The organism is Ruegeria conchae, assembly GCF_000192475.1.
Taxonomy (GTDB): Bacteria; Pseudomonadota; Alphaproteobacteria; order Rhodobacterales; family Rhodobacteraceae; genus Ruegeria; species Ruegeria conchae.
The window spans coordinates 145,988-161,557 of sequence record NZ_AEYW01000006.1 but is presented as its reverse complement, the minus strand read 5'-3'; the positions used below and the strand labels follow the sequence as shown (position 1 = coordinate 161,557).

The window sequence follows — 15,570 nt, the reverse complement described above, 5'->3', positions numbered from 1 at the left end:
GGGCAGACAGCCCCCCACTCTCTCCGCCCAAGCGAAAGCCCCGATTTGAGCGACTGGCTAATCTCCCTCGAAGGCACCGAAGCAGGCCACCACCTCGCCCTCGCCCTCGCGCTGATGGCGGCCTTCCTGCATGCAGTCTTCGGCGCGCTGCAAAAGGGTCGCCATGACCCGTGGATGTCGCGTGGGGCGATCGATGCCTGCTATTGCCTTATGGCGATGCCCTTCGCCTTTTTCGTCGTCCCATGGCCCGAACCATATATGTGGCCCATCTTTGGCGTCGTTTGGGTGATCCATATCGGCTACAAGGTCCTGCAGGCGATGGCCTATACCAAAGGCTCCTACACGGTTGTCTATCCGGTCGTGCGTGGCACTGGCCCGCTCTTTACCGTAATCGGGGCCTATATTCTGTTTGGCGAGACATTCACAGGTGTTCAATGGCTGGGTGTGGCCACTTTGCTGGCAGGTATCTTCGGCCTCGCCGCCTATAACCTGCGCTATCTTGAGACCAATCGTGACACGCTACATATCGCGCTGGTACTGGCGCTTGCCACTGGCCTCTTTGTCGCGCTCTATACGACCTATGACGCCTACGGCATACGCGCCACAGCCGACCCGTTCACCTTCCTCGCGTGGTTCTTCATGATCGACGGAGCCGCCATGCCGATTTACGCCGCGCTTCGATACCGTGCCATGATTCACCGACCAGCACTCGGCCCCCTGATGCTACGCGGTTTTGTCGGCGGTATCGTCGCACCGCTGTCTTTTGGTGCGGTCATGTTGGCCACGCGGCTCGACAAGGTCGGAGAAGCCGCCGTCCTGCGCGAAACCTCAACCGTCTTCGCCGCGCTCATCGGGTGGCTGGTGCTAAAAGAAACCGTCGGCCCCAGGCGCATTGCGTTAATGGCATTGATTGCACTCGGTGCAGTAATAGTTGAAATGGGCGGGTAAGCAGCAGGTCGGAATCATGGCAGAGAAAAAAGACATCAACCCTTTCCTCAAACAGGTGCTGGAACTGGGGCCCCCGCTGGCCTTCTTCTTCATCTACCTGCGTCTGCGTGATGACAATTTCGTGATCGGCGGCACCGAGTATTCGGGCTTTATCGTCGCCACCATCCTGTTTGTGCCTCTGATGCTGGCTGCCATGGGCATCCTCTGGTACCTGACCGGCAAGCTCAGCCGGATGCAGATTTTCACTGCGTTCATGGTGATTTTCTTCGGTGGCCTTACCGCCTGGTTCAATGACGAGCGGTTTTTCAAGATGAAAACAACGCTGGTCTATGGCTTCTTTTCCGCCATCCTTGGGATCGGTCTTTTGCAGGGAAAGTCCTACCTGGCTTACGTTCTGGACGAAATGCTGCCCATGCGTGACGAAGGCTGGATGATCCTGACGCGCCGACTGTGTGCCTGTTTTGCGGTGCTTGCGGTCGCCAATGAACTGGTCTGGAGAACAATGTCGACCGACCTTTGGGTCAAGATCGAAACCTTCGGCTTTCCCATCGCGCTGATGGCGTTCCTGATGATGCAGTTCAGCATGCTGCAACGCTATATGGATGACCCGGATCAGTAACCGGTCGGATCACTCAGCGTTAATATCTGATGAATTTTCTTGGCTTAGAACGCAAGCTGTGGAAAGCTGGGTCACCACCCGCACCACTCAACTCCGGAGACAATCGCCCGCATGATGGCTTTCCCCAATAGCGGATTCCTATCCGAAGCCTCTGAAGAGCTGCGCACAATGCTGGCGGCCCAGGCCACAGAATTGACGCTCGACCGGGGCGATGTACTGTTCGAACAAGGCGACCCAGGAGAGGCGCTTTATGCGATCCTGTCCGGCAAGCTCGAGGTATCCTTTTTGGCCATGAGCGGACGTAAACTGTCGCTTAGGCTGATGCGCGCTGGCGAAGTGTTCGGCGAGATTGCTCTGTTCGACAGCGGTCCCCGGACCGCCACTGTCACCGCAGCAGAGCCTGCCAAAGTACTTCGCGTTCGACACAAGGATGTCATGGAACAGATCAGAAAGAACCCCGATCTCGCGGTCGACTTGATCCGCCTCGCGGGGGTGCGCATGCGTTGGATGGGTGATCAGTTGAACGAGCAGGTGTTCCTGCCAATGCCGATAAGACTGGCGCGCAAGCTGTTGCATTTGGCAGGTCAACAAGACACACCGACGGCTCGGATCACGCTGTCACAAAGCGAACTGGCTGAATTCGTCGGTGCAACGCGTGAAGCGGTGTCAAAAACCATATCGACTTGGAAGCGCGACAATGTGGTCGAAGCCTCGCGTGGAGGTCTGCAAATCCACGATTTCGACGCACTACGGCAACTTGCCGAATCTGATCTGATCTAAAGTTGCACGGATGTGATCCGCTTCACATACGCGGCATCAAGATTGCCCTAAGGTCAATCCTGTTACCGTAGGAGGTCGGTTTTATCATCCCCGATATCTGTCCACCGACCTCTCCCTGTACAAGAGCCATATGCCTTCCCCGGCATATGGCTTCTTTCTTAAGAAAGTATGAATAAATGAAGAAAGGCCGGGATATTCACCCGGCCTTCACAAATTTTGATTGGAATGCTGTTTACGGTTCCAAGCTCAGCGCCACAAAACGAGGCTCTCCGCCACGCCGTACCAGCAGCAGCAGCGATTTACGCCCAGCCTCTCGCGCCTCTTCCATGCGGGCCTCAAGATCAGCAATTGAGGTCACTTTTTGCTGCCCCGCCTCTGTGATCAGATCGCCGGTGCGCAGGCCTTTCTCAAAGGCTTCCGAAGCTTCATCCACATTGGTGACCAACAGGCCCTCGGCATCGGCATCCAGCCCCAATTCCTCGCGCTGGCTGTTGCCCAACGGAGCGATGGTCAGACCCAGAATGTCTTTATCCTCTTCCGCCGGTGCTTCGATTTCTGGCTCATCACCTTCTTCGGAGCGCTCGGCATCCTCGCGACGCCCCAGCGTCACCAGCACGGTTTGCGTGCCACCGTCACGATGCACAACGACGCGCACGGATTTACCTACCGTGGTCTCACCCACCTGCCGTACAAGGCCGCGCGTGTCCTCGACCTCGACTCCATCGAAGCTGATGATCACATCTCCGGCCAACAGACCGGCTTCTTTGGCCGGACCGTCCGGGACATCGCTGATCAGCGCGCCGCCGGGTTTGTCCAGACCCATTGCCTCGGCCATATCCTCGGTCACGTCCTGAATGCGCACGCCCAGCCAGCCGCGGCGGGTTTCACCAAACTCGCGCAACTGATCGACAACCTTGATCACCACGTTCGAGGCCATCGAGAACCCGATCCCGATCGAGCCGCCATTGGGCGACAGGATCGCCGTGTTCACACCAATTACTTCGCCATTCATATTGAACAAAGGACCGCCCGAGTTCCCTCGGTTGATCGCGGCATCGGTCTGGATGTAATCGTCATAAGAACCGCTCAGCGCCCGGTTTCGCGCCGACACGATCCCGGCCGAGACCGAAAATCCCTGCCCAAGCGGATTACCCATCGCAATCACCCAATCCCCCACGCGCGCCGTATCGCTGTCACCGAATTGGACATATTTCAGAGGCCCTTCGGCTTCGACCTTCAGCAGCGCGATATCGGTTTTTTCGTCCTTGCCGATCACCTTAGCAACCAGTTCTTCTGCAGGCTGACCATCACCAGGAAAGAACTCGACCAGAATTTCATCGGCTTCGGCGATGACGTGATTGTTGGTGACGATATACCCGTCTTCCGAAATCACGAACCCCGAGCCCAGCGCGTTGCTGCGGCGCGGGCGGTTTTCGTCATCCCCGCCATTGCGGTCCTGAAACTCGCGGAAAAAATCCTCGAACGGAGAGCCTTCGGGCACGATCCCCTGCGGACCGGTCTGACCTTCGATCAGGGTCGAGGTGGTAATATTGACCACCGCGGGGCTGATCTTTTCAGCAAGCGGTGCCAGACTGTCACCGCGCGACTGCGCGGCCACTGACTGTGCAAGAACCAGCAGCATCCCCAAAAAGGCCAGCCACATAAGCCGCATCATTACCATAACATCGTCCCGCCGGACGGACACACTGCGCGCTTTCGCCTGCACTTGGGGTCTCCTTGTCGACACTTCTTTTGCGGGCAACCAAAGATCACCCTTCTTAGCAACCAATGTAGTCAGTTTGGCCAAGCCCGCAACTCGGGATCGCGGGGAAATCACCGGTGCGTGAAACCATCGCATCAAAAACCGACCTGATATGCGCCCCACAATAGGATCAAACCGCTGACGACACATAGCAATCCGGCCAAACGCCGCGCCTGTTCAGGCAGGGTGCGCAACGCTTCCAGCATACGTTCAATAAGCGAAGGGGCCAGCGCATATGCCAGCCCCTCAACGATCAACACCAGCCCAAAGGCCAGAAGGATCATACCCATTACTCGGAAGCCGCAGCGGCCGGCGCCCGACGTCCGGTCGGCGAAGCAAGGTAGTTGAAGAACTCTGAATCCGGGCTCAGGATCAACGAACTGTTGCCGCCTTGCAGGGCGTTTTCGTAAGCTGTGAGCGACCGGTAGAATTCAAAGAACTCCGGATCGGCACCGTAGGCTTCGGCAAAGATCGAGTTCCGTTCGGCATCCGCTTCACCGCGAATGATTTCAGCCTCGCGATTTGCGTCGGACACCAGTTCAACCACGGTCCGGTCGGCCTGCGCGCGTACACGCTGCGCCGCCTCGTTACCACGGGCACGTTCGTCAGTGGCTTCACGTTCACGTTCGGCCTTCATCCGGTCAAACGTCGCTTCGAGGTTCGCCTGCGGCAGATCGGTGGCTTTCAGACGCACGTCGATCACGTTAACGCCCAGCGCCTGCGCTTCGGCAATCGCACTGTTGCGGATTCGCAGCATCAGCGCAGCACGATCCGAGCTGAGGATATCACGGGACGATACCGAACCCAGAACCTCACGCGTTTCAGCGCGCAGGATACGGTCCAGGCGATCCTCGGCAACCGGGATGCCACCGACACCGACAGCCTGACGGAACTGGTTCAGGTCCGAAATCCGGTAGCGCGCGAAGGCGTCAACCACCAGACGGCGATCGTCCAAAGGCGTAACCTCTAGCGGCTGCACATCGATCGACAGGATGCGGTCATCGTAGCGCACCACTTCCTGAATCAACGGGATTTTGAACGCCAAGCCCGGCTCTTCCTTCACTGCAACAACGCGGCCAAATTGCAGAACCAGCGCGCGCTCGCGCTCATCCACGATGAAGATCGAGGACAGGATGCCGACGATTGCGACGAATACGATCGGCAGAATGATTGTCGATTTACGCATCAGTTGCTCTCCCCTGCAGGGCTACGGCGCAGTTCATTCAGCGGCAGATACGGGACGACGCCCTGCCCTGATCCTGTGGATTTTTCATCCAGAATGATCTTGTCAACATCGCCCAGAACCTGCTCCATCCGCTCCAGGTACAGACGTTTGCGGGTTACATCCGGCGCTTTGGAGTACTCTTCCAAAACCGCACTGAAACGACTGGCCTCACCCATTGCGCTGTTGATCTGCTGGGCACGATAGGCTTCGGCCTCTTCCAGAACCTGAGCGGCTTCACCCCGCGCTTCGGCCAGAACGCGGTTGGCATAAGCATCCGCCACGTTCTGCAACCGGTCGCGTTCCTGCGCGGCGGCCTGAACATCACGGAACGCGGCAATCACGTCCTGCGGCGGGTCGGCTTTGTCGAAGTTCACACGGACGATGTTCACACCTGAATCATAGCTGTCCATTGTCGCCTGAATCAGTTCCTGCAAACGGTCGGCAATAATGCCACGATCCCGGTTCAGGATTGGTGCGAGCTCGCTTTGCGCGATGATCTCACGCATGGCCGATTCCGAAACGGCACGGATCGTCTGGCGCGGATCGCGCAGGTTGAACAGATATTTGGCCGGGTCGTTAATGTTCCAGACGACCTGATAGTCAATATCGACCACATTCTCGTCCCCGGTCAGCATCAGACCATCGTCGCTGCCGCGGGCACCACCCATGTCTTCGTTTTGTTCGCGGGTGACCGGAATCACTTCTGCGGTGACAAGAGGCCAAGGCGCGAAATTCAGACCTGGATTTCCAACAGCCGAGAATTCGCCCAGAAACAGCTCAACAGACTGTTCTTCGGGTTTAACGGTGTAGAAGCTTGCCGCAGCCCAGAGACCTGCTGCCACCAACACACCAATTGCAATTGTACCCTTGGTAAATGCCGGACCACCGCCGCCGCCTTTGCCATTGGTCCCTCGGCCACCGCCGCCGCGACCGCCCATTAGGACGCGCAGCTGCTCCTGGCCTTTTTTCATCAGCTCGTCGATCTCGGGGATCTGCGGGCCGTCGCCTTCGGGGGGCTTGCGCCCGTCCCCGTTGTTACCCCGATTTCCTCCGCCTCCGGATGAGCCTCCGCCCCCCCAGGGGCCGCCGCTGTTGCCCGCCATATGTATCTTTTCCCTTATATTGGACCGTGTGATCACGGGTTCCCTTGTAACGTGTGTGCGCGCGCTTGCAAATCAAGCCGTGCGCACAGGTTGCCGCATTGTCACCAGTTCTTCGGCCATCACCGGGTGAACTGCAACGGTGCGGTCAAAATCTTCTTTGGTAGCCCCCATTTTCACGGCAATTCCGGCCAGCTGGATCATCTCACCCGCCCCCGGAGCCACAATGTGACAGCCCAGCACCTTGCGCGTCGCCTGCGATACGATCAGCTTCATCAGAACCTTCTGCGAGCCACCTGCAAATGACTTCTGCATTGGTTTGAACGAAGTCGTGTAAACCTCGATTGATTCCTGCGCAGCCGCCTCTTCTTCGCTGAGGCCTACAGTGCCCATTTCTGGCTGCGTGAAGATCGCGGTTGGGATCAGTTCGTGGTCCACCGGGGTCGGGTTGCCCTTGAAAACCGTCTCAACAAAGGCCATGCCCTCGCGGATCGCAACCGGAGTCAGGTTCACCCGATCCGTCACGTCGCCAATGGCGTAGATCGATGGCACGCCGGTCTGGCTGTATTCATCTACGATGATCTCGCCCTTGCGGCCGCGTTCGACACCCAGCGCCTCGAGCCCAATATCATCTGCATTGGGTGCGCGGCCGGTGGCATACATCACCACATCGAACTGATCTTCACTGCCATCGGTGGCTTTGACACGGATCTTGTCGCCAGCTTTGGTCATTTCGACCACGTTGGTTTCCAGACGCACATCAATGCCGTTCTGGCGCATCTCGTCGCAGATCAGGCCGCGCGCTTCTTCGTCGAAGCCGCGCAAAATCTGAGGTCCACGATAGAACTGGGTAGTCTTCACCCCTAATCCGTTCATGATGCCGGCAAACTCACTTGCGATATAGCCGCCACCCACAATCAGGATGTTTTCGGGTAATTTTTCCAGATGGAATATCTCGTTTGAGGTGATCGCCAGATCCGAGCCGGGAAACTCGGGCACAACCGGACGCCCACCCGTGGCGATCAGGATGTGCTTGGCGGTCTTGCGCGTCCCGTCAGCCAGTTCAACCGTATGCGGATCGACCACACGGGCCCTCTGATCAAAGCTTTCGACACCGTTGTTTTTAAGGATGTTGCGATAGACGCCCTCCAAACGGTCCAACTCAGTCACCAACTTGCCATGGAATAAGTTCCAGTCGAACCCACCGGGCCGAATATCCCAACCGAATGCCTGAGCATCTCCGACCATCCCAGAAAATTCGCTGGCAAAAACCATCAACTTTTTGGGCACACAGCCGCGGATCACGCAGGTTCCGCCGTAACGATCCTCTTCTGCCAGCGCCACTTTGGCACCAGTCTCACCCGCAGCTACACGCGCCGCGCGTACACCACCCGAGCCACCTCCGATGACGAACAGATCATAGTCAAAGCTCATACATACGTTCCTTTGCTTGCCGCGTGGCTAAAATTCAGTGGATATCTGGGCGCAAAATTCAAACTGCCAACCCCTGAGCGCTGAAATATCAAGATTTCATCAGATACCCGCCGCGCTATCTGACCCGACCTTAATCTGCCAGATCGGAGAACAGGTTGTCCCCACCCTCGCCCAGCATGTTGGTCAGCACGGTGCCTTCATTGAGGTCGCGCAGTTCAACGCGCCCGTCACCATGGCCGACGATTACTTTGTCGCAAATGTCGATGAAGAGACCGTTCTCGACCACGCCGGGGATCTGGTTCATCACCAGCGCCAACTGCCGCGCATTTCCGATCCGTTTGAGGTGCAGGTCCAAGATGTGATTGCCCTCATCCGTGACCTTAGGGGCCTCGCCATTCATCCGCAAAGTAACCGACGTGCCCAGCACATCCATCGTGTCCAGCGCCTCTTCGATCAGCGTGCGGGTGGTTTGCCAGCCGAACGGGATCACCTCAACCGGCAAGGGGAACGCGCCTAGCGTCTCGACCTCTTTGCCGGCGTCGGCGATCACTACCATCTGGTCGCTGGCCGTGGCCACGATCTTTTCCTGCAGCAGCGCAGCACCGCCGCCCTTAATCAGATTGAATTCACCATCGAATTCATCCGCGCCGTCTATGGTCAGGTCCAACCATCCAGCCTGATCCAGCGAGATAACCTCGATCCCCTCTTCCCGCGCCAATTGCGCGGTCGCGGTCGAGGTCGGAACGCCTTTGATCGACAGACCTTCGTCGCGCACCCTCTCGCCTAGACGGCGGACCAGCCACGCGGCGGTCGACCCGGTCCCCAGGCCCACGCGCATTCCACTTTGGACAAGATCGGCGGCACGGCAGGCCGCAACATATTTTGCTTTGTCGATGGGCGACAAATCCTTGATCATGGCAGCTTCCCCTCAGAATATTGACGGACTTATAGGGAATGCCCCGCGCAACTGCGAGAGGCAATTCACTCGATCGCAGCGCTAACTTAACACTTAACGACGAGTTTCCTATAGGAAACGTCGTAATCGATCACTATACTGGTCGCCAGACACTCTAGAAAGACGTCATGGAATCGACTTATCGCCTTCACTATGCCCCCGACAATGCCTCGCTGATAATCCGATTGGCATTGGAAGAGATGGGCTTGACGTATGAGACGGCGCTGGTCGATCGCACACGTAACGCACAAGACAGTGCCGCTTATCGGGCACTGAATCCCAATGGGCTGATTCCCGTATTGGAAACACCACAAGGACCAATTTTCGAGACTGCCGCAATCCTGTTGTGGCTGGCCGACACGCACCGACAGATGGCCCCCGCGCCCGAAAGCGCCGATCGGGCGGCGTTTCTGAAATGGCTGTTCTTTGCCTCAAACACGTTGCATGCCGATCTGCGCATCCTGTTCTACGCTGAGAAATACATTGACGCAGCACAGGCTGAAGCGTTGCGTGCCGGTATTCGCCCCAGATTGCGCCAGCATCTGAAGCGGCTGGATGATTTGGCCCAAGACGCGCCCGATTGGTTCAACACGCAGGTGCCCTCGGCCCTGACCGTCTATGTCGCCTGCATGATGCGCTGGATGGCGCTTTATCCCGCCAAGGCTGACCGCAGTTGGTATCAACTGGCCGACACACCCTATTTGCAAAAGATACTGCATCAACTCGAATTTCGCCCGGCAACCCGATCGGTCATCGCCGCCGAGGGTTTGGGGGCGACGCCGTTCACATCTCCAACCTACGCCACCCCTCCAGAAGGCTCAGCTACCTGACATGTTTCTCTCAGTTTTCGATATGTTCAAAGTGGGCATTGGCCCATCGTCGTCACACACCATGGGCCCTATGGTTGCCGCCGCACGGTTTCTTGATCTGATGCGTGCATCACCGTTTGAATTTGCGGGGTTGCGCGGCTCATTGCATGGATCGCTTGCTTTCACCGGCGTCGGCCACGCGACTGACCGCGCTACGATCCTTGGTCTCGCCGGGTTCGTGCCCGACACGTATGACAACGATAAGGCCGAGGCCGCGCTGACGCAGATTTCCGATACGCATACGGTAACCCCAGAAGGGTTGCCTACGCTAAGCTTCGATCCTAAGGCCGATCTGATATTTGACTACGACAACAATCTGCCCGGCCACGCCAACGGCATGATCCTGATGGCCACTGACGCACAAGGCGATGTCATATTGCGTCAGGTCTATTATTCCATTGGTGGCGGCTTTGTCCTGACCGAAGAAGAATTGGCCGAAGGCAAAGCAACCGACGAAGGTGCGCCTGTTCCCTTCCCGTTCAAATCCGCGGCCGAAATGCTGCAGATGGCCAAGGACAACGGCAAAAGTATCGCTCAGATGAAGCGCGAAAATGAAATCGCGCGCGGTTGCGCGGATAGCTTTGCCAAAGGCACGGCACGTCTTTGGCAGGTCATGAATGACTGTATCGAGCGCGGCTTGAAAACCGATGGCATCCTACCCGGTGGCCTTAGCGTGCGCCGCCGCGCCAAGGGGATCCACGATGCCCTGCTGGCCGAACGCGGCATGAACCTGAACGCGCCGCATACGATCAACGACTGGATGAGCGTCTACGCGATGGCCGTGAACGAAGAAAACGCCGCCGGTGGGCAAGTCGTCACCGCACCTACCAACGGCGCGGCAGGCGTGCTGCCTTCAGTCTTGCGTTATTACCTCGATCATGTCCCCGGCGCGTCCGAAAGCCATGTCGAGGATTTCCTGCTCACCGCGGCCGCCATCGGCGGTCTGGTCAAGTTCAACGCCTCGATCTCGGGCGCCGAGGCGGGCTGTCAGGCAGAGGTCGGAAGTGCCTCGGCCATGGCTGCCGCCGGCATGTGCGCTGTGATGGGTGGTACGCCCGAGCAGGTGGAAAACGCCGCCGAGATCGCGCTCGAACATCACCTCGGCATGACATGCGACCCAGTCGCGGGCTTGGTGCAGGTGCCTTGTATCGAACGCAATGGCCTTGGCGCGATCAAGGCCGTTTCGGCCGCGTCACTCGCCCTGCGCGGTGACGGTAAGCACTTCATGCCCCTAGACGCGGCCATTGAAACCATGCGCCAGACCGGCGAGGATATGCACGCGAAGTACAAGGAAACCTCATTGGGCGGGCTGGCCGTCAACGTGCCGAACTGCTGATCTGACAGCAAGAAAGAGCGGGTGACATGCGCGGACATTGCCTATGCGGCAAGATCGGATACGAGGTTGATCCTCCGGTTCTGTCCTGTGTCACCTGCCATTGCGATAGCTGCCGTCGCCAATGCGCGGCCCCGATCACCACCTATTTCGGGGTGCGCGATGGCAATTGGCGCTGGACCGGAGAACAACCGAGAAGGTTTAACTCCTCCCCCGGGGTCGAGCGCAGCTTTTGCCCCCATTGCGGCACACCGATATCCTTCCGCTCGACAGTAATGTCGGATGTGATGCACCTCTATGTGGCGACGCTAGAAAACCCCGAGGCGCTGACCCCGACTCTGCATGTCGCGCACGAGGAAAAGCTAAGCTGGCTTCAACTCAATGACGGCCTGCCCACCTGCGTTGGCCCGGATTATACCAAAGTCCAACCCCTGCCCGACGCCTGAGATCAGAGCTTCCCCCTTTGATGCGAAAACGCTAGCGTCGCGCACATGACTCAGGATCGTCCCGTTTTTGGCATCGTATTGATGCTCGGCTTTTGCGTGCTCGCTCCGCTTGGTGACGGGATGGCGAAGCTGTTGGGCGAAACCATTGCTCTGGGTTTGTTGGTTCTGGTGCGGTTCGGCGTGCAAGCGATGATCCTGATCCCGCTCATCGCTGTGACCGGCAAGCCATGGCGGATGACACCAAGGGTCCTGCGTCTGACGATGGTCCGTACGCTGCTGCACATTGTTGGGATCGCGGCGATGTTTACAGCGCTGCAATATATGCCGCTGGCCGATACTGTCGCCATTGCTTTTGTGATGCCGTTTATCATGCTGCTGCTGGGCAAGTACGTTCTTGGCGAACAAGTCGGCCCGCGCCGCCTGATTGCCTGTGTCGTGGGTTTCATCGGCACTTTGCTCGTCATCCAACCTAGCTTTGCGCAGGTTGGCGCTCCTGCGTTACTGCCTTTGATCGTCGCCGTGGTCTTTGCCCTGTTCATGCTGGTCACACGCCAGATCGCCAAAGAAACAGACCCGGTTGCGCTGCAAGCGGTATCGGGGGCTATGGCGACAGCTCTCTTGTTGCCGATCGTCTATGTGGGCTCTCAGGCTGGCCTGCCCGCCATGTCATTGACGATGCCCAAGGGTGAAACGCTTTGGCTGCTGCTGGGCATCGGCGTGCTCGGCACCGTGGCACATCTTCTGATGACGTGGTCGCTGCGCTATGCACCGTCCGCGACCCTCGCCCCGATGCAATATCTTGAAATTCCTGTTGCCACCCTGATCGGCTGGTTGATTTTCCACGACCTGCCCAACGGGCTGGCGGCGATCGGCATCGGCATCACCATCTCCGCGGGGCTTTATGTCATCCTGCACGAGCGGGCCAATGCCCGGTCTGGCCCGACAGAAACGCCTGCATGACCTGATCCAACGCGGTGCGCGGCAGGATCGCCAGCAGACCAGGCGCGTCCACCTCAAGTGCAAGTGCACCCAGCGCCCGGTTCGAGGTTCCGACCCGCCCGTCCGGTTCAAGCACCAAATCGTTGATCGGCCATTCAAGCCCATCGCTGCGCCCGGTCACCCGTCGCAAAGGGAACAGAGAAACGGTATCTCCGGCAGTCAATTCCAGCCGGATCTGGGGAGGCGCGTGAAACACTATCTCGCGTGCCCCTAACAGGATACAGGGCCGGTCCTGCAAACGAACGAGCGTATTGAACGCGACCAACTGATGATCAACCCGAGCGCCCAGAAATCCCGCTGCCAGGACGACCGGGGCAATGACATTTCGAAGGGCTTTGTCGAAATCGGTGCTGTTCTGTTCGGATATTGGATGCAGCCGATCAGCCGGTATCTGCGCGCGATGACCGGATGAAAGCGAATCGAAATCGCCGATCACCGCATCCGGAATTCGACCCGAATCAATCAACGCGGCAGCGCCCCCATCCGCTGCAACAGCGCTTTTGACGCGATTCAGGACCAGACTCACATCTTCAGATGTGATTTCCCCCCCGCCAAACAGACCGATTGGCATTTCAGCCTGAACAATCACCCCAGATTCCACAAGATTGACCATAATTCCCGGTTTTGGACATAATGAAACCACAAAATGGTAGCTTCATGACTAGAGTTTCGAGTCGATTGCTGCTGCTGTGTCTGGCGATCGGCCTGGTAGTTTGTAAAGGACATGCGTCTGATGGTACAGAACAACAAGGTACTTACCGTTTCCTACGGAACCTTTTCATGCACGCTCGAAGGCTTCGACGATTCATTTGAAACGATGAAAGCCATAGCCGAGTATTTCCGAGATCTCGCGGCGGACGACCGCTATTTTGGTTCTGAGCCCCCTCAGCCCGATGCCGAGATGCTGACCCGCATAGCCCAGCGCGATGTCGCACGAAAGGTAGAAGCCAGTCAGAACGACAGCGGTCTGCTGCTACGCGCGACCGAGACCGACGCCCCTGCAGTACCGACCCCCGCTGCACCTGCAGTACCGACCCCCGCTGCAGTCGCGAGTGCGCCTGAGCCTGCACCTGTTCAGACCACCGATGTTGTTCCCCCCGCCCCTGCGCCCGTCGCGGCACAATCCGCTCCTGCAGTGGACAGCCCAGCGGCCGACAGTATTGCGGCCAAACTCCAGCGCATCCGAGCTGTGGTTTCGCATTCCGAAGAAGTCTCCCCCGGCTATTCAGAGGACGAAGACTCCAGCTATCTTCAGCCTGTGAAGCCAAAGGTTGATGCCATCTCTGCCGCCTTTGAAGCAGGCGCACTGGATCCCGCCGACTTGCAGGAAGCAGAAGAGGATACCTTCCCTGCGCCCAAGCCCGAGCTGGCTGCCGAACCGGAACATGTCGACGAGTTAGCCGAAGCACAGGCCGACGAGGCGGCTCATGTTACGGAACCAGAAAGCTCAGATGAATTGGTTGAAGAGACCTCAGATGAAACGGTAGAGGAGACCTCCGACGATCTAAGTGCATTGGTCGCTGCCGCGGAATCGGCGGATGAAGCTGAAGAAATCGGAGCGTCGGAACCTGCCACAGCTGATGTAACGGAAAACGACGTTCTGTTTTCTGATCTGGATGATGAGGCCCCAGAAGTCGAGGAAGAAAACCCATCAAACATTCTAGGCGATGAAGCCAGTAGTGTTGCCTCTGAGGCAATGACCGGAATCGAGCACGGCATCATCTCGGTCGAGGAAGAAGCGCTTTTGTTGGATGAGATCGCGCTTGTTGAATCCGAACTCGAAGCAATTTCTGAAGCCGATGTGCCCAGTATTTCTGGACCAGATGAGGACGTCTCGCGCCTAATGGACGAAGCAGATGTTCAGCTGGACGATCCCGCTACCAGCGATCAGCGTGATACCTACTCGCACTTGCGCGCTGCGGTCGCCGCGACCGAGGCCGAACGCGAAGCCGTAGGCGACAAGACAAAGACACCCGAAGATGATTTTCGCGGCGATCTGGCCTCAGTCGTCAATCCACGTCGTCCCGCGGTTGAAGTCACCAGCCAGCGCCCGACCCCAGAATCGGCCGCCCCCTTGAAGCTGGTTGCCGAACAGCGCATCGATACCGAGAATGCCGATACTGGCCCTGTTACGCCGCGCCGGATCACTTCAACTGATGAAGACACGGGTGAAGAAGAAGGCGGATTTGCCACTTTCGCACAGGAACAGGGCGCCCAGTCGCTGCCTGATCTGCTTGAAGCTGCAGCTGCCTATCTGTCCTTTATCGAAGGTCAAGAGCAGTTCTCGCGCCCGCAACTTATGAACAAGGTCCGCTCGCTTAAGCAAGATGCGTTTAATCGCGAAGAAAGCCTGCGCTCCTTCGGTCAGTTGCTTCGCGATGGCAAGATCGAGAAAGCTGGAGGTGGTCGATTCGCTGCCTCAACCGACATCGGCTTCCGCCCCAATGACAACGAACGCGCTGCGGGCTAGGTCCCAGCGAATCCATTACCCCCCTCGAGTCGTAGTAGGGCCAGAGGATACTCTGGCCCTAATTCTTTTAATAGCGCGGCTTCGGCGCGACCAACCAGATTAGAATAATAAGGCCAACGCCACGTAGGGGCCGGTCAGGATCAGATCGATCAATTCACGTCCATCTTGAAACACAACATCCAGATGGCGGCACCCACCGGCGACGCTGATGCCAGGTCGTCATTTCTAGTTGGCTTGTGCCAGCGCCTCCCACTGTAACTCTGAACCATAACCAAAGCCGCCAATGTTTCCTATTGCGGTGACACTCCATCGATCGTTCAGAGCACGACTGTAGCGCGCTCCAACCAACGGGTCAGTCCAAGTTTGATCCGCGCTGAATGTGCGAACCAGCACCGTGGTTGAGACATCAAGATCCCAATGGCGCAGCCCGGCAATCGCTTCCAGCCGCGACTGTTCATCTTCATAAACCGCGAAACCGGCCCCCAGCGATGTCATGGTGCCCTCAAGCTCTCAACTGGCGGCGTTGTTAGATGGTCCGATGGAAACATAGTCTCCTAGGTTCAGGTAGTTGAACTCGCATCCAATGGACCATCCGCCATTCCGGGCCTCGCCTACAATCAGAATTGCCCC

The 15,570-nt window shown here is 57.9% G+C and carries 16 protein-coding genes; 8 read left to right on the top strand and 8 right to left on the bottom strand.

The window, feature by feature from the left end; all coding sequences use genetic code 11:
• Positions 1 to 45 precede the first annotated feature (45 nt).
• The 3 genes from G7G_RS0105290 (at position 46) to G7G_RS0105280 (ending at position 2,347) form a co-directional block, all read left to right on the top strand.
• A complete protein-coding gene (locus G7G_RS0105290; RefSeq protein WP_010439225.1) occupies positions 46 to 948 on the top strand; it encodes an EamA family transporter in 903 nt (300 codons plus the stop codon).
• A 16-nt stretch (positions 949 to 964) separates the two neighbouring features.
• Positions 965 to 1,567 carry an inner membrane-spanning protein YciB gene (locus tag G7G_RS0105285; RefSeq protein WP_010439223.1) on the top strand — a complete coding sequence of 201 codons (603 nt, stop codon included), beginning with the start codon at positions 965 to 967 and terminating at the stop codon, positions 1,565 to 1,567.
• A 111-nt stretch (positions 1,568 to 1,678) separates the two neighbouring features.
• Positions 1,679 to 2,347 carry a Crp/Fnr family transcriptional regulator gene (locus G7G_RS0105280; RefSeq protein WP_010439221.1) on the top strand — a complete coding sequence of 223 codons (669 nt, stop codon included), beginning with the start codon at positions 1,679 to 1,681 and terminating at the stop codon, positions 2,345 to 2,347.
• Positions 2,348 to 2,579: 232 nt separating this feature from the next.
• On the opposite strand, the gene G7G_RS0105275 is transcribed toward G7G_RS0105280, so the two are convergent.
• The 6 genes from G7G_RS0105275 to rpiA form a co-directional block, all read right to left on the bottom strand.
• Positions 2,580 to 4,028, bottom strand: a complete 1,449-nt coding sequence (locus tag G7G_RS0105275) for a DegQ family serine endoprotease (RefSeq protein WP_120981148.1) — start codon at positions 4,026 to 4,028, stop codon at positions 2,580 to 2,582.
• 176 nt (positions 4,029 to 4,204) lie between these two features.
• Positions 4,205 to 4,399 (bottom strand): DUF2065 domain-containing protein, encoded by a 195-nt coding sequence (locus tag G7G_RS0105270; protein ID WP_010439218.1) that lies wholly within the window; start codon positions 4,397 to 4,399, stop codon positions 4,205 to 4,207.
• Positions 4,399 to 5,295: a protease modulator HflC gene (gene hflC, locus G7G_RS0105265; RefSeq protein WP_010439217.1), complete on the bottom strand. Its 897-nt coding sequence runs from the start codon at positions 5,293 to 5,295 to the stop codon at positions 4,399 to 4,401. The genes G7G_RS0105270 and hflC overlap by 1 nt, the downstream gene beginning before the upstream one ends.
• Positions 5,295 to 6,437, bottom strand: coding sequence for an FtsH protease activity modulator HflK (gene hflK / locus G7G_RS0105260; protein WP_010439214.1), 1,143 nt, complete (start codon positions 6,435 to 6,437; stop codon positions 5,295 to 5,297). Before hflK ends, hflC begins: the two co-directional genes overlap by 1 nt.
• 72 nt (positions 6,438 to 6,509) lie before the next feature.
• Positions 6,510 to 7,868: a glutathione-disulfide reductase gene (gene gor / locus G7G_RS0105255; RefSeq protein WP_010439212.1), complete on the bottom strand. Its 1,359-nt coding sequence runs from the start codon at positions 7,866 to 7,868 to the stop codon at positions 6,510 to 6,512.
• A gap of 130 nt (positions 7,869 to 7,998) precedes the next feature.
• Positions 7,999 to 8,784, bottom strand: a complete 786-nt coding sequence (gene rpiA, locus G7G_RS0105250; RefSeq protein WP_010439210.1) for a ribose-5-phosphate isomerase RpiA — start codon at positions 8,782 to 8,784, stop codon at positions 7,999 to 8,001.
• A 167-nt stretch (positions 8,785 to 8,951) separates the two neighbouring features.
• Here rpiA and G7G_RS0105245 point away from each other — a divergent pair, with 167 nt between their 5' ends.
• The 4 genes from G7G_RS0105245 to G7G_RS0105230 are packed head-to-tail and all read left to right on the top strand — an operon-like array spanning position 8,952 to position 12,431.
• Positions 8,952 to 9,653, top strand: coding sequence for a glutathione S-transferase family protein (locus G7G_RS0105245; protein ID WP_010439208.1), 702 nt, complete (start codon positions 8,952 to 8,954; stop codon positions 9,651 to 9,653).
• A gap of 1 nt (position 9,654) precedes the next feature.
• The gene (locus G7G_RS0105240) at positions 9,655 to 11,028 is read left to right on the top strand and encodes an L-serine ammonia-lyase (protein ID WP_010439206.1); all 1,374 of its coding nucleotides are present in this window, start codon (positions 9,655 to 9,657) and stop codon (positions 11,026 to 11,028) included.
• 26 nt (positions 11,029 to 11,054) lie between these two features.
• Positions 11,055 to 11,471 carry a GFA family protein gene (locus G7G_RS0105235; protein ID WP_083828997.1) on the top strand — a complete coding sequence of 139 codons (417 nt, stop codon included), beginning with the start codon at positions 11,055 to 11,057 and terminating at the stop codon, positions 11,469 to 11,471.
• Between the two features lie 45 nt (positions 11,472 to 11,516).
• Positions 11,517 to 12,431, top strand: coding sequence for a DMT family transporter (locus G7G_RS0105230; protein ID WP_010439202.1), 915 nt, complete (start codon positions 11,517 to 11,519; stop codon positions 12,429 to 12,431).
• Here G7G_RS0105230 and G7G_RS0105225 read toward each other — a convergent pair.
• On the bottom strand, positions 12,376 to 13,083 hold the full coding sequence (locus G7G_RS0105225; protein ID WP_010439199.1) for a thiamine diphosphokinase: 708 nt from the start codon (positions 13,081 to 13,083) through the stop codon (positions 12,376 to 12,378). The genes G7G_RS0105230 and G7G_RS0105225 overlap by 56 nt on opposite strands.
• 111 nt (positions 13,084 to 13,194) lie before the next feature.
• On the opposite strand from G7G_RS0105225, the gene G7G_RS0105220 reads away from it, so the two are divergent.
• Positions 13,195 to 14,940 carry a hypothetical protein gene (locus tag G7G_RS0105220; protein WP_010439197.1) on the top strand — a complete coding sequence of 582 codons (1,746 nt, stop codon included), beginning with the start codon at positions 13,195 to 13,197 and terminating at the stop codon, positions 14,938 to 14,940.
• 225 nt (positions 14,941 to 15,165) lie between these two features.
• On the opposite strand, the gene G7G_RS0105215 is transcribed toward G7G_RS0105220, so the two are convergent.
• Positions 15,166 to 15,435, bottom strand: coding sequence for a hypothetical protein (locus G7G_RS0105215; RefSeq protein ID WP_010439195.1), 270 nt, complete (start codon positions 15,433 to 15,435; stop codon positions 15,166 to 15,168).
• Positions 15,436 to 15,570 lie beyond the last annotated feature (135 nt).